This is a genomic window from Vibrio sp. TRT 1302, assembly GCF_050113875.1.
GTDB lineage: Bacteria > Pseudomonadota > Gammaproteobacteria > Enterobacterales > Vibrionaceae > Vibrio.
In genome coordinates this window covers 1-12,405 of record NZ_JBNJOF010000023.1, presented here as the reverse complement: position 1 = coordinate 12,405, position 12,405 = coordinate 1, and the positions used below count along the sequence as shown (strand labels likewise).

The 12,405-nt window shown below is 44.6% G+C and carries 14 protein-coding genes; 5 read left to right on the top strand and 9 right to left on the bottom strand.

What is annotated here, in order from left to right:
- Window positions 1-15: 15 nt before the first annotated feature.
- On the bottom strand, window positions 16-576 hold the full coding sequence (locus tag ACQEXP_RS18530; protein WP_269375324.1) for a sugar O-acetyltransferase: 561 nt from the start codon (window positions 574-576) through the stop codon (window positions 16-18).
- Between the two features lie 198 nt (window positions 577-774).
- Window positions 775-1,662 carry a LysR family transcriptional regulator gene (locus ACQEXP_RS18525; RefSeq protein WP_426971190.1) on the bottom strand — a complete coding sequence of 296 codons (888 nt, stop codon included), beginning with the start codon at window positions 1,660-1,662 and terminating at the stop codon, window positions 775-777.
- Window positions 1,663-1,789: 127 nt separating this feature from the next.
- On the opposite strand from ACQEXP_RS18525, the gene ACQEXP_RS18520 reads away from it, so the two are divergent.
- Both ACQEXP_RS18520 and ACQEXP_RS18515 read left to right on the top strand, forming a co-directional pair.
- A complete protein-coding gene (locus ACQEXP_RS18520) occupies window positions 1,790-2,095 on the top strand; it encodes a monooxygenase (RefSeq protein ID WP_426971189.1) in 306 nt (101 codons plus the stop codon).
- Window positions 2,096-2,104: 9 nt separating this feature from the next.
- Window positions 2,105-2,485, top strand: a complete 381-nt coding sequence (locus ACQEXP_RS18515; protein WP_426971222.1) for a hypothetical protein — start codon at window positions 2,105-2,107, stop codon at window positions 2,483-2,485.
- A gap of 47 nt (window positions 2,486-2,532) precedes the next feature.
- Here the strand turns inward: ACQEXP_RS18515 and ACQEXP_RS18510 are convergent, their stop codons facing one another.
- The 7 genes from ACQEXP_RS18510 to ACQEXP_RS18480 form a co-directional block, all read right to left on the bottom strand.
- Window positions 2,533-2,955 (bottom strand): hypothetical protein, encoded by a 423-nt coding sequence (locus ACQEXP_RS18510; RefSeq protein ID WP_426971188.1) that lies wholly within the window; start codon window positions 2,953-2,955, stop codon window positions 2,533-2,535.
- A gap of 199 nt (window positions 2,956-3,154) precedes the next feature.
- Window positions 3,155-4,036, bottom strand: a complete 882-nt coding sequence (locus ACQEXP_RS18505; RefSeq protein WP_426971187.1) for an L-ribulose-5-phosphate 3-epimerase — start codon at window positions 4,034-4,036, stop codon at window positions 3,155-3,157.
- A 9-nt stretch (window positions 4,037-4,045) separates the two neighbouring features.
- Window positions 4,046-4,693 (bottom strand): 3-keto-L-gulonate-6-phosphate decarboxylase UlaD, encoded by a 648-nt coding sequence (locus ACQEXP_RS18500; protein ID WP_426971186.1) that lies wholly within the window; start codon window positions 4,691-4,693, stop codon window positions 4,046-4,048.
- Window positions 4,694-4,697: 4 nt separating this feature from the next.
- Window positions 4,698-5,519, bottom strand: a complete 822-nt coding sequence (locus ACQEXP_RS18495) for a Cof-type HAD-IIB family hydrolase (protein WP_426971185.1) — start codon at window positions 5,517-5,519, stop codon at window positions 4,698-4,700.
- 24 nt (window positions 5,520-5,543) lie between these two features.
- Window positions 5,544-6,236: an L-ribulose-5-phosphate 4-epimerase gene (locus ACQEXP_RS18490; protein WP_426971184.1), complete on the bottom strand. Its 693-nt coding sequence runs from the start codon at window positions 6,234-6,236 to the stop codon at window positions 5,544-5,546.
- Window positions 6,237-6,245: 9 nt separating this feature from the next.
- Window positions 6,246-6,722, bottom strand: a complete 477-nt coding sequence (locus ACQEXP_RS18485; RefSeq protein ID WP_426971183.1) for a PTS sugar transporter subunit IIA — start codon at window positions 6,720-6,722, stop codon at window positions 6,246-6,248.
- A gap of 78 nt (window positions 6,723-6,800) precedes the next feature.
- Window positions 6,801-8,561, bottom strand: coding sequence for a PTS ascorbate-specific subunit IIBC (locus ACQEXP_RS18480; RefSeq protein ID WP_426971182.1), 1,761 nt, complete (start codon window positions 8,559-8,561; stop codon window positions 6,801-6,803).
- Window positions 8,562-8,925: 364 nt separating this feature from the next.
- Between ACQEXP_RS18480 and ulaR the strand changes: the two genes are divergently transcribed.
- From ulaR to ACQEXP_RS18465, 3 genes are all read left to right on the top strand, one after another.
- Window positions 8,926-9,681, top strand: a complete 756-nt coding sequence (gene ulaR, locus ACQEXP_RS18475) for an HTH-type transcriptional regulator UlaR (protein WP_426971181.1) — start codon at window positions 8,926-8,928, stop codon at window positions 9,679-9,681.
- A gap of 112 nt (window positions 9,682-9,793) precedes the next feature.
- Window positions 9,794-10,861, top strand: coding sequence for an L-ascorbate 6-phosphate lactonase (ulaG, locus tag ACQEXP_RS18470; RefSeq protein ID WP_426971180.1), 1,068 nt, complete (start codon window positions 9,794-9,796; stop codon window positions 10,859-10,861).
- Between the two features lie 141 nt (window positions 10,862-11,002).
- Window positions 11,003-12,250 (top strand): leucine-rich repeat-containing protein kinase family protein, encoded by a 1,248-nt coding sequence (locus ACQEXP_RS18465; RefSeq protein WP_426971179.1) that lies wholly within the window; start codon window positions 11,003-11,005, stop codon window positions 12,248-12,250.
- Window positions 12,251-12,405: the final 155 nt, after the last annotated feature.

Genomic DNA, 12,405 nt, shown 5'->3' with positions numbered 1-12,405 from the left:
TCAATCCAATAGGCTCTATGACTGCTCAATAGTTTTAAGTACCCGGCACGGATTCCCAGCCGCGACCACATTGGCAGGAATGTCTTTAGTGACCACACTGCCTGCACCAATCACACTGTTGTCTCCAATGGTCACACCTGGGCAAACAATCACACCACCGCCAAGCCAGACGTTATCACCTATGACAATCGGTGTACCAAACTCCACCCCTTCCTCGACGCGGCCTTTAACATCTAAAGGATGACCAGCCGTGTAAATCTGTACATTGGGGGCAAACAGCACATTGTCACCAATCGTCACCTCAGCCACATCCAACACAACACAGTTAAAGTTGGCGTAGAAGTTCTTACCAAGCTTGATATTAGAGCCATAATCACAGCGAAACGGAGGCTCTAGATACGCCTCTTGTGAATCAGGGATCAAGCGATCTATCGCGGATCGCCACTCATCAGTATTTGGAATGCTGTTGTTTAACTTTTGCAAAACTTTACGGCACTCAATTCGTTCATTGTAAAGTTGCTCATCCCATGCCTGATAAGGCTCACCCGCTAACATTTTCTCTTTTTCAGTTCTCATTACTGTCACCGCTATCGTAATCTGACATCTCTGCATCTGCGTGAAATATCGCACATCAACAACAAGTTTGAAGCCGCTTAGCGACGGTAAATTTTAGCTCCGTGTCGTCGGTCACTTTTTGCGTCACTCAAACGTAAATGGTTGGTTGTGAGCAATTACTGACTGTGATTGTTCGCTCCCCACTGATAGATAGGTTGATTAGCTAACATTCTCTAGCAAGAGGTCGTAAAAACACCTTGCTGCTGGACCCGTTTTCACTCCTTTTGGTAAGGTGATGTGCAGCGGGACCTGATACTTAGCATTATGCTCTATGTCGAGAACCTTTAGTTGGCCATGATTTCTCTTGGCAAGGATATGTTCCGGAAGACGACAAAAGCCAACCCCTTCTTCTAATGCTCGAAAGGCATGGTCAAAGTTATCGACGGTTATCCGCTGGTTAGCCTTCAGCCAGCCCACATTCTGCTCTCGATACTCGGCAGCATCCGCCCCAAGATCGCGGATCACGACCTGACAATAGGTAGCAAAGTCTGCCATACAGATATTTCTCTGTGTTGCTAGTGGGTGCTCACTAGAGACGACAGGAACCATACTCGTCATCGATAGTACCTGCGCTGGATAGTTGGTCACAGGCAGAGTAATAATTGCCACATCGGCTCTCTCACTCGTGACCATTTCAGTGGTTTTGCTGAGTGATGTTTCGATAACCTGTATTGAAGTGGTGCTGTTTCGTTTAAGATACTGTGCCATCGGCTTGTAGAGAAGAGATGGGTCGCATAAGTGATCAATAGCGACCGTTATTTCCGATTCGACACCAGCAGAAATCTGTTGGCTCAACTCCTCCAACTCCCTAGCTTGCTCTAACATACTGTTTGCACGCCGAAGTAAAGACTTACCATGCTCAGTGATACTGGCGCGCCTACCTTTAACTTCTACCAGCTTCACTCCAAGTTGATCTTCAAGCTTTTTAATCGAGTAAATCAAAGTCGTGTGACTTTTATTTAGTAACAGCGCAGCCGCTTGGATACTTCCTGCACTATCCACCGCTTGTAAGGTCATCCATTGCTCTAAGGTACTTTTCAGTCTCATGATTTACCTGTCAAAAATTTAGACACTTATACGCAATATTATGAACTTTTCTGTTCAATTTATATAGACAACAATAGCTGCATCAAACAACAGCACATACAGTGCAACAACTGAAAGAGAAGATGAGATGAAACTATTACAAGTCGATTTTGAATATAACGGCCCAATGGGTGAAGAGATGTCGAAGGCTCTGGTCGGCCTCGCACAGTCCATCAATCAAGAACCAGGTCTAATATGGAAGATATGGACAGAAAGTGAAGCAGACAAACTGGGCGGCGGCGTCTACCTGTTTGAAGATGAAACAACTGCAAATAACTATCTAGCTATGCATGCAGCAAGACTCAAACAGATGGGAGTTCCACAAGTTAGAGGGATTATCTTCGACGTTAACCAACCACTGACAAACATCAACAATGGCCCCATTAACCGTTGAGGAGGAATGATGAGTAATAAGGCTTTCTTTAGCATTCATGGTGGCATCTACGCCGTATTTGCTTTGGCGTTATTTTTTATGCCTCGCATTATGTGGCCGATGTACGGTGTCGAAATCAATGACCAATACGCTTACTTCCTTTCACAGCATACCAGTATCTTTCTTGGTGGTGTCGCGGCAGTCAGTCTGTTCTTGAAAGAGATAGAACATCGAGAAACAGTGCGACAGTTACTCAAGGCGCTGCTAACAACCAACCTACTTGGTGTCGCCATCACGGGTTATGCTGGGGTTACCGGTATCTTTGTTGGGTTTGGCTGGAGCGATCCTGCGTTTTTTGCTCTGCTATCACTGATAAGCTACCGCCAACTAATGCGCCATCACCGTGGGTAGTCACATAACTTCAGGCGCAATATCGATATTTTGCGCCTGAGGATGTCTCATTTGGTGACGACAAACTTGCTATAAGTGCTCACTTGACCGTTGATGTACTCGATACCACTATGGATGTTATCAGTGCTGCTACCAACGATTTGGTACTCTACGACAAATTCACCACTAATCACCTTAATAAATAAAAATCCATCGACCACCTTCCAAAGCCCTTGAAGAGATTTATCACTGAAGAGATCTTTTTCCGATAGTGTGCCATTAGGGTTAAGGCGGATTTGTGACGCAAAACCATCAATATTCACTTTGACCCAAGTCTGTTGATGGACTTCGTAGCTCAATATTTTACGATGTTTTTTCACCCACTCTATGAGCTCTTGCTCTTGGCTAGCAGTCAAGGTCGGTAAATCTTCCATCTCCAACAAAGTGTGATGTTTTTCGTACCAGAACAGTTGTAAGTGAAGCAGTTTCATGTGCGTAGGCAGCTTACTCGGTGGAAAAGTCAGCGCAACTTTGCGTCAAGCCAACCTGTAAGTCAAATCTTATACGTTCGACTGAAAGTGTGCAGCATAGTACGGGGGATTTATGCTGCACTATCCCAGTTGGGATCAACGGCGCTTAAACAAGCTCCGGAGCAGGAGGCTCTAGGAAATTAAAACAATTAACGTAGAACTAAGCCGCAAAAAGTTTCGGCAGATTGGCATGGTCACAAGCTTGATTTAATCTGTGTTGAGCAGTAATTATGTTCTGTTTCCAATTATCATCTTGCGCCCACATTTCAATGACCAATGGTACAACACAACCCGTCTGCTTAAGCGTAGTAAAGATGGCATTGAAATCGACCTCACCTTCCCCTATGACAAGATCACGAAACTGACCTTGAGAATCAGACGTCACTCGGTAGGTATCTTTCAGATGAATCTGCGTGATATGTGGCTTGCTCAACTTTAACTCTGTCACGACGTCATAGTTCCACCCAGAAATGTTACCTACATCGGGGTAAGCGGTGAAGTATGGAGAGTCAACTTCTCGGCGTAGCAGCTCAAATTTACTCAAGGAGTTAAGATAGTCGGTATCCATTATCTCAACCGCAAGCATCACACCCGCTCGTTCGGCTAACTTAGCAGACTGTTGCATCCCTTCGATAAATCGTTGGTGAGATACTTGATTTGAAGGCTCATAGTAGACATCGTATCCAGCAAGTTGAATGGTACGAATCCCCAGTTTGTATGCTAATACAATCGCTTTTTCCATATGCAGTAACGCTTGTTTGCGAATTTCAGGATCGGCAGAACCAAAAGGAAATTTGCGGTGTGCACTTAAACACATGGACTGCAAAGGCATAGCGTACTGCTCACACTGGTGACGCAATGCATATATGGTCTCGTCATCCCAATCCAAACGGCAACGGCGTTCATCAGACTCATCAACAGATATCTCAAGAAAATCAAAGCCAAGTTGCTTGGTGGTTTTGAGTTTCTCTTCCCAACTCAATTGATTAGGCAGCGCCTTTTCATACAAACCAATGCGATGGCGTTGCAAGTTTTGATACATAGCTTCCCCCTAATTCCAGAAACGGTCAATTTGAGTGCGTAGAGATTCCGCCGTTTGCTTGCCCTTTTCTCCCGCTAATGCACGGCCAGCGATGAAGGTTTTCGCTTGAATACCTTCAAACAGGTAAATATCTTCCGGCACAATACCGCCTGTAATCGACAATTGAAGCCCCAGTTCAGACAGCGCACGCATCTTATCCAGATCATCTTCACTCCAGCCAACACCCGCCAATTCAGCATCTCGAGAACGGTGATAAATGGCTTGTGATATACCAAGATCGACCCAAGCCTGCGCATCGGTCATCGTCCAGTTGCCATAAATTTCAATCTGAATTTCACCACCATGTTCATCCGCAACTTTTTTGCATGCTGCAATCGTTGCAATGTGCGCGGCAGCCGAAACCGTGATCCAATCTGCCCCGGCTTCAAAAGCCATTTTAGACAGAATGGCACCACCATCGGTGGTTTTCATGTCGCATACAAGAATATGTTTAGGATGATTTTTGCGTAAGGTAGAAACCGCATTCATCCCTTCGGCAAACGCTAAAATGGTACCGATCTCAATGACATCTACAAAACTTTCAACATTGCTCGCCACTTCAATCGCAGCGGGCAGGTTAGTTTGGTCTAGAGCAATTTGAATCATTGGTTTTGCCATGGTTTTATCCCTTAATTTTTTCACGTATTAGACGGGCTAGCCCATCATGATTGTTATCTGTAGAACACACGAGCTTTGAGTGTGATTTAACGTGGTCGTCAGCATTGAGCATTGCAACCCCTAAATTGGCGTATTGCAGCATTGAGATGTCATTGTGATTATCTCCCACTGCAATCACATGATTGGCGTGATAACCAAGCTCGGAAACATACTCAGCAAGGCGATGACCCTTACTGTTACCTTTGGCGGAAAAGTCGATACGATTTGACCAAGAACGTTCCCCATTAAACTGTCTTTTGACCCATGGATGCTCTAGTAAACGCTCTACAGAGCTCGGACACCCTTCGACGACAAATTTCCAAATATACTGACTCTGTTTCGCCGTTTCGCTGAATGAATCCACTCGGTAGATCTTCGGTCTAAAGGAACTTGGTACCGTACTTGCCCAGCCTTCTAAGGCTTGCATGTAAGTAATCGGGTTGTAGTTTGAGTAAGTCATCGCATCGGAGATATACATCACCATCTTGACCTGAAACTCTCGTGCCAATTCGATAAAGACCAGCGCATCATCTTTCGCTATTGCATTTTGCTTTAGCACCTGATCGTTGGCATAGTCGTAGACATAAGTGCCATTACAACAGATGATCGGTGTGTCTAGCCCAAGCTCGTAATAATAGGGTCTAGCTGCGGTATGATGGCGTCCAGTGACCACCACCACTTTGCACTTGTGCTTAGCTTCTTGAATTGCTTGCCTTACTTGTGGATGGATAGTGTGTTCATCAGTCAACACGGTGCCATCCAAATCTAATGCTAATACTTTGTACATCGAGTCTCCTCGCAACAAAAAGGGTTAACGCTGGCCGTAATAAGCGTTATCACCATGTTTACGTAAGTAATGCTTATCAGATAACTCAGGCTGTATTTTGATTCCGCTATTTAATGAGCGAGTCGCCAAAGCCATCGCTGAAATTTCTTCCAGAACAACGGCATTGTGCACAGCATCATCCGAGTTCTTACCCCACGAAAATGGTGCATGTCCTGCCACTATCACGCTTGGAACTGCCATAGGTTTGATACCGCGCTTTTCAAACTCTTCAATGATTACTAGCCCAGTGTTTTGCTCATAAGCTCCGGCAATTTCGTCATGAGATAACTTACGAGTGCAAGGGATATCACCGTAGAAGTAATCCGCATGAGTGGTGCCTAAGGCGGGGATATCAATTCCTGCTTGCGCCCAGATAGTCGCACTACGTGAGTGAGTGTGTACTACGCCACCAACTTCTGGAAATGCTTTATAGATCTCGATATGTGTTGCCGTATCACTCGATGGTTTTAACCTTCCCTCGACTACCTTGCCTTGCAGATCAACCACCACCATGTCATCAGCTGTCATTGCATCATATTCAACCCCCGAGGGCTTAATGACGATAACGCCGAGTTGGCGATCGATTTCAGATACATTGCCCCAAGTAAAAGTGACTAGACCATATTTAGGCAGCTTAAGGTTAGCTTGCAAAACACGTTGCTTGAGTGCGCTATACATACTTTCTCCTTAGACCAATTCCGCAAGTGCTTGATCAATGACGTTAAACACGTCGGTCTTGGAACGACAACGACGTAACTTGTTTAGGTCTACCCCTGTTTCGGACTCTTCATCATCAAGTACACTAGTCACTTCCATTAACCCTTCCATATGCTGATTAGAACAACTACCAGCTAAGGTAATCAGTACATCAACGGGTTCTTCCTCACCATCAAACAACACAGGCTGTTCAAGAGTAACGAGTGCAAATGCGGTTCTTATCACCCCATCTTCAGGGCGGGCATGAGGCAGTGCTAAGTTTGGCGCTATGCAAATGTATGGACCAAGTTTCTCAACACTGTCGATGATGGCTTGATGATAACTTGGCAAAATCGCGCCTGAGGCAATCAACATGTCCGTACCGATAGCGATAGCCTCACGCCAATTGGCTGCACTGGCATGTAGTTTGATTGAGTTATTGTCGATTAGTGATTGCTTAAAACCCATGGTTCTATCTCCAATGGAGTGCCAGCGATAACTGGCACTTGATTATTGTTATTGGATACTTGTCTATTGATTGACAGGCTACTTAGCTCGGACGAAGTTCTTATTGATGATGTCGAGTAGCTCGTCACCAAAAGAGTTTGGATTGAGCATGTTTTGTACTCCGAGTACAAACTTGCCCTCTCCTGGTTCCATTTCTGCCGATAGATGCTTTGAAGAAACAATAATGTCTGTCGATGCCAGCTTTGACTTGTAGTCAGATACCGCACACGAGTCCATCACATGAGGGATACCTTTTTTCTCCAAGTACTTGCCGATTTTCATTTTCATCATCATCGACGAACCCTGACCATTTCCACATACCGCTAAAATGCTCACCGGGCGCACACCATCACTCGCTTTTAGTGCTTGCTCGACGGCTTCGATAACTTCAGGCTCTTCACATACCGTCACCACACCTTGAGCATCTTCTTCCGCACGTAATTGCTTAGCTGCAAAGAACATGTACACCCCAGACAGAGCTAATAGAACAAAGAAGAACATTCCAGATGCTGAGAGACCTTGCATTATTGGCGGGAATACCAAGGCCCAGTCAGCCATACCCATCCAACCATTAAATTCAGTCCCTTGTTGGCTAAATAGGTGAATAGCCCATGCACTACCTAACACCTCAATGATGCCCATCACAAAACAGATCTTCATCACGGCTCGCCAGCCACCAAAGTGATTGGCAAACACACCAATTGTGGCATTGGAGAAAAACATCGGAATAAATCCAGGAATGATCATAATGGGTGTATCAAATGCCAACATTGCCAGAACTGCAGCAAATTGACCTAAAGCCCCCCACATAAAACCAAATACCATCGCGTTAGGAGAAAAAGCGTAAATAGCCGCACAATCGATTGCTAATACAGCGTTAGGAATAACGCGCTCAGAGATCCCTTTAAATGCTTCTGAAAGTTCGGCAACAAACATACGAACACCAGCAACAATCACTTGAATCGCGACCGCAAACTTAAGACCAGTTTCGAGAATATAAATAGACCAGTGGGTTGAACCCGCCATCTGTTGAAGATTATCCAAACCAAATGAAAGTAAGATAATGCCAAAGAATACCGTCATGACTATGGCAGTCGCCGCAATACTGTCATGGAAAATATGGAGCCATTTAGGCAACTCAAGATGGTCAACACTGTCTTTTTTGTCGCCCAGTTTTGGCGCTATTTTTGTCGCAATCCAAGATGCAACCTGCTGTTGGTGACCAATTGAGAAACCCGCACCACCAGTGACTTCTTCTGTCGGCTTAAACATGATGTTGGAAGATATCGCCCAGTAGAGAGCCATCAATACCGCTGAGTAAATAATGGTTTCCCACATGCTCGCGCCAAGAACAAAGTAGAACACGGCAATCAAACCCGCTTGCTGAAACATAATGTGGCCAGTCAGCATGATTGTGCGTATACCTGTATAGCGACGGAAAAGGACAAGAAGAATGTTGATACCCAGCGCAAGAATAACCGCATACCCCACCCAAGAGTAGTTGTCGCCCATGGTTTCCATGGTCGCCATCATTGAGGTGTATGGGTCAATGACCGAGCCAGTTAAGCCATGATATTCAGATAGTTTTGAAATCACGGGTTTAAAGCCAGCAACCAAAGTGCCCGCACCGACTTGAACAAGCATAAAACCGACAACGGTTTTGATTGATCCTTTGATGATAGTAGTGGCATCACGTCTAAGCAGCCAATAGCCAATCAATGTCACTAAGCCCAGCAATAGCGGAGCCTTGGTCATCACTTGGCTGTAAAAAATATAGAAGATGTCGTATAAGAACTCCATATCTTTACCCCTAATAGTCTTTGTATTTTTATTTGGTTCGTAGGACAGGGCGCTTTCATTTGTAGGTAGTGAAATACACCCTCTTTTGCTCACGGACTAAACTTTAACAATCAAAAGTAATCATTCAATGCTCATTTGTGATTATTTTGATTTTTATCAATTTTGCCTCTCACTTGTGGCTATTTTTGGGTAGCCGGTCACATAAAAATCAACAAAACACCTATAAATCAATAACTTATATAATATTGTGATTTGTGGCATGTTTTTGTTTCACGCCCATTTGACATTCAAAGTGGTGATTATTAGAATCAAAACAAATCACAGACAATCACCAAGTAATCACAAACTTGAACAGGTGATAACAATGAATGAAGTACAAAGACACAACGGCATATTGTCGTTATTAGAAGAAAACCACACCATCAATGTTTCACATATCATTGATAGTTTTAATGTTTCTCCTGCGACCGCTCGTCGCGACATTTCAAAACTGGATGAGCTAGGTAAGCTGCGTAAAGTTCGCAACGGTGCAGAACGAATAGAAAATCAAAAGAAAAAATGGTCACCACTTAACATCAACAGCACTGACCACTACGAAGAGAAGTCCCTGATTGCACTTCGGGCAGCTGAGTTGTGTAACTCTGGAGATAGTGTCGTGATCAACTGTGGTTCGACCGCATTTTTGCTCGGCCAAAAGTTGTGTGGCAAAGATGTCCAAATCGTCACAAATTACTTTCCATTGGCGAGCTACCTAATCAATGAAGATCATGAGGACGTGATCATTATTGGGGGGCAATACAACAAGGCACAAAACATCTTCCTTAACCCAGCTCCAGACTCATTAGGTAGCTATGCGGGTAATTGGATGTTCACCTCTGGCAAAGGACTGACCGATGCCGGGCTCTATAAAGCAGACATGCTTACCGCCGTGGCCGAGCAACAAATGCTCGAACAAATCGACAAGCTGGTCGTGGTCGTTGATAGCTCTAAAGTGGGGCAAAGAACCGGAATGCTTTTCTGCCCAGCAAGTAAAATTGACATTGTCATCACTGGCAAAGATGCCAATCCAGATGTCGTCAAAGCGATAGAAGCCCGTGGAACGCAAGTCATTCTGGTTTAGAAATTAAATAGATAAATAACAAATACTTAGTTCAGCGTCTCAACCATCTGTTAAGACGCTTGGCTTCCTGCACCCTAAATTAATCCAATATCGTAAACTCAAAGGTACTGTTATGAGCAAAGTGAATGAAATAACCCGTGAATCTTGGATCTTAAATACCTTCCCAGAATGGGGTACATGGTTAAACGAAGAGATTGAAAACACAGTAGTCGAACCGAATACGTTTTCTATGTGGTGGCTTGGCTGTACCGGCATCTGGCTCAAAAGCGCAGGTAACACCAATATCTCAATCGATTTCTGGTGTGGTACAGGTAAAAAAACGCAAAAGAATGCGTTAATGAAAAACCAGCATCAAATGATGCGCATGGGTGGGGTTGAAGCACTCCAACCTAATTTGCGCACGGCGATCTTCCCACTTGATCCTTTTGCTATCAAAGAAATCGATGCGGTACTCGCCTCCCACGACCATGCTGATCATATCGATATCAACGTCGCAGCTGCGGTATTGCAAAATTGCCCTGAGCATGTGAAGTTTATCGGTCCGCAAGCTTGTGTCGACTTATGGATCAGTTGGGGTGTACCCGAGCAGCGCTGCGTAGTGGCAAAAGTTGGCGACCTGATCCAAATCGGTGATCTCAAAATCCGTGTTTTAGACTCTTTTGATCGTACGGCACTGGTCACTCTTCCTGAAGGCACGTCCTCTTACGACAAAAACATTTTAGATGGAATGGACAAAAGAGCGGTGAACTACTTAATTGAAACAACCGGAGGCTCCGTCTACCACTCAGGGGACTCACACTACTCGAATTACTATGCGGCGCATGGTAACGAATACCAAATTGATGTCGCTCTCCTTTCATACGGTGAGAACCCTCGTGGTGTCACAGATAAGATGACATCATCCGATATTCTTAGAGCTGCAGAGTCTCTCGATTGTGAGGTTGTGATGCCATTCCACCATGATATCTGGGCTAACTTCCAAAATGATCCACGTGAAATTGAAGTACTGTGGAACATGAAGAAAGATCGCCTGCAATATCAATTTGCTCCATTCTTTTGGCAAGTCGGTGGCAAATACACCTACCCAACAGATAAAGGTCGTATGCACTACCAGCATTTCCGCGGCTTTAAAGACATCTTCAAAAACGAACCTGAACTGCCATTCAAAGCATTCTTGTAATTATCAGCACTACGCCAAGCCGAGTACCACTATACTCGGCTTTTATCTGCTCAAAATTGCCCTCTTACCTCGCCTTTATACGTCAATCTGCGTAGAATACGCGCTCTCTTTTTCATTCCAGAGCACATAAAGGCAGCCAGTTTGCATACAGTAGAACAACTTAAAAGCGGCGAATTAGCCGGTATTCAACGTCTTCAACTTCGCGAGCAGCTAACAGAGCTACCTCGAGAGATTTTAACTTTGGCTGACTCACTAGAAATTCTAGACGTGTCAGACAACCTTTTAAGTGATCTACCGCAGTGGCTAACTGAGTTAACGGGTTTAAAAATCCTTTTTGCCTCTAACAACCGATTCACACATTTACCTTTGATATTAGGTCAATGTAAGCAGCTCGAAATGGTTGGCTTCAAAAGCAATCAAATCGTAAGAGTTGCCGAGGATTCGTTACCAGAAAAACTGCGCTGGTTGATATTAACTGACAATCAAATTGTGCAGTTACCAGAATCTCTAGGCTATCGACCTCGTCTGCAAAAACTCGCGCTAGCCGGAAACATGATCAAGGAACTGCCATCCAGTTTTGGCAACTTGATAAACCTCGAGTTAGTGCGCCTGTCGGCCAACCAGCTAGAGCGATTCCCTGATGTGCTACTGCAACTGCCTAAACTGTCTTGGATGGCCTTTGCTGGTAACCCGTTTTGTGAACGACTATCTCATCAGCAGAGTGTTCCACAGGTCAATTCCGACAGCTACAAACTCAATCATGTATTGGGACAAGGGGCTTCAGGCATTATTTCTCATGCTAATTGGCTAAACTCCGACTTCGACTTCCCTGCCAATGTAGCGGTGAAAGTGTTCAAAGGTGAGGTGACTAGCGACGGCTACCCTTGTGACGAGCTACAAGCCTGCCTGCAAACCGGACATCACGATAATCTAGTCAAATCCATCGCTCAGGTTAGTGAGCAGGATTATCTGGCATTAGTGATGGAGTTAATCCCTGATGATTACTTTAATTTAGGCCTGCCACCGACTCTAGAAACCTGTACTCGTGACGTGTTCAAAGCTGGCTTCACCCTTTCAGTAAAACAAATAGAAAAGATCGTCGATCAGATGCTGGATGTGTTTAATCATTTGCATGACAACCGAGTATGTCATGGCGATCTTTATGCACATAATGTACTGATCAACGAGCTTGGCGAGATGATCTTTGGTGACTTTGGTGCGGCTAGCGTTTACGACTACCTCAACGAAGCTCAACAGCGTGGCGTACGTAAGATTGAAGCTAGAGCATTGAGCCATTTCATTGATGATTTGCTCTCTATATGTAAGCCGATTGATCGTCAGACTGCCGTGTACAAGAGTTTGCGAAACCTCGCCTTAATTACAAGCTAAAATGTCAAAAGATATAGCGCGATATTGGCGTGGCGTTGTAGCTTTAGTAAGTAACCATCGTTGGCAAATTAATCTCATTGGTACTCTTCTTGCTTCCGGGCAACTTTTTGCTCGAATCGAGCAAGATCTTGCTCAGATCGAGCAAAAAGTTGCTC

Bases quoted from the DNA above. Each gene is read 5' to 3' on its own strand.
- ACQEXP_RS18530 (WP_269375324.1), bottom strand. From the start codon at position 576: ATGAGAACTGAAAAAGAGAAAATGTTAGCGGGTGAGCCTTATCAGGCA.
- ACQEXP_RS18525 (WP_426971190.1), bottom strand. From the start codon at position 1,662: ATGAGACTGAAAAGTACCTTAGAGCAATGGATGACCTTACAAGCGGTG.
- ACQEXP_RS18520 (WP_426971189.1), top strand. From the start codon at position 1,790: ATGAAACTATTACAAGTCGATTTTGAATATAACGGCCCAATGGGTGAA.
- ACQEXP_RS18515 (WP_426971222.1), top strand. From the start codon at position 2,105: ATGAGTAATAAGGCTTTCTTTAGCATTCATGGTGGCATCTACGCCGTA.
- ACQEXP_RS18510 (WP_426971188.1), bottom strand. From the start codon at position 2,955: ATGAAACTGCTTCACTTACAACTGTTCTGGTACGAAAAACATCACACT.
- ACQEXP_RS18505 (WP_426971187.1), bottom strand. From the start codon at position 4,036: ATGTATCAAAACTTGCAACGCCATCGCATTGGTTTGTATGAAAAGGCG.
- ACQEXP_RS18500 (WP_426971186.1), bottom strand. From the start codon at position 4,693: ATGGCAAAACCAATGATTCAAATTGCTCTAGACCAAACTAACCTGCCC.
- ACQEXP_RS18495 (WP_426971185.1), bottom strand. From the start codon at position 5,519: ATGTACAAAGTATTAGCATTAGATTTGGATGGCACCGTGTTGACTGAT.
- ACQEXP_RS18490 (WP_426971184.1), bottom strand. From the start codon at position 6,236: ATGTATAGCGCACTCAAGCAACGTGTTTTGCAAGCTAACCTTAAGCTG.
- ACQEXP_RS18485 (WP_426971183.1), bottom strand. From the start codon at position 6,722: ATGGGTTTTAAGCAATCACTAATCGACAATAACTCAATCAAACTACAT.
- ACQEXP_RS18480 (WP_426971182.1), bottom strand. From the start codon at position 8,561: ATGGAGTTCTTATACGACATCTTCTATATTTTTTACAGCCAAGTGATG.
- ulaR (WP_426971181.1), top strand. From the start codon at position 8,926: ATGAATGAAGTACAAAGACACAACGGCATATTGTCGTTATTAGAAGAA.
- ulaG (WP_426971180.1), top strand. From the start codon at position 9,794: ATGAGCAAAGTGAATGAAATAACCCGTGAATCTTGGATCTTAAATACC.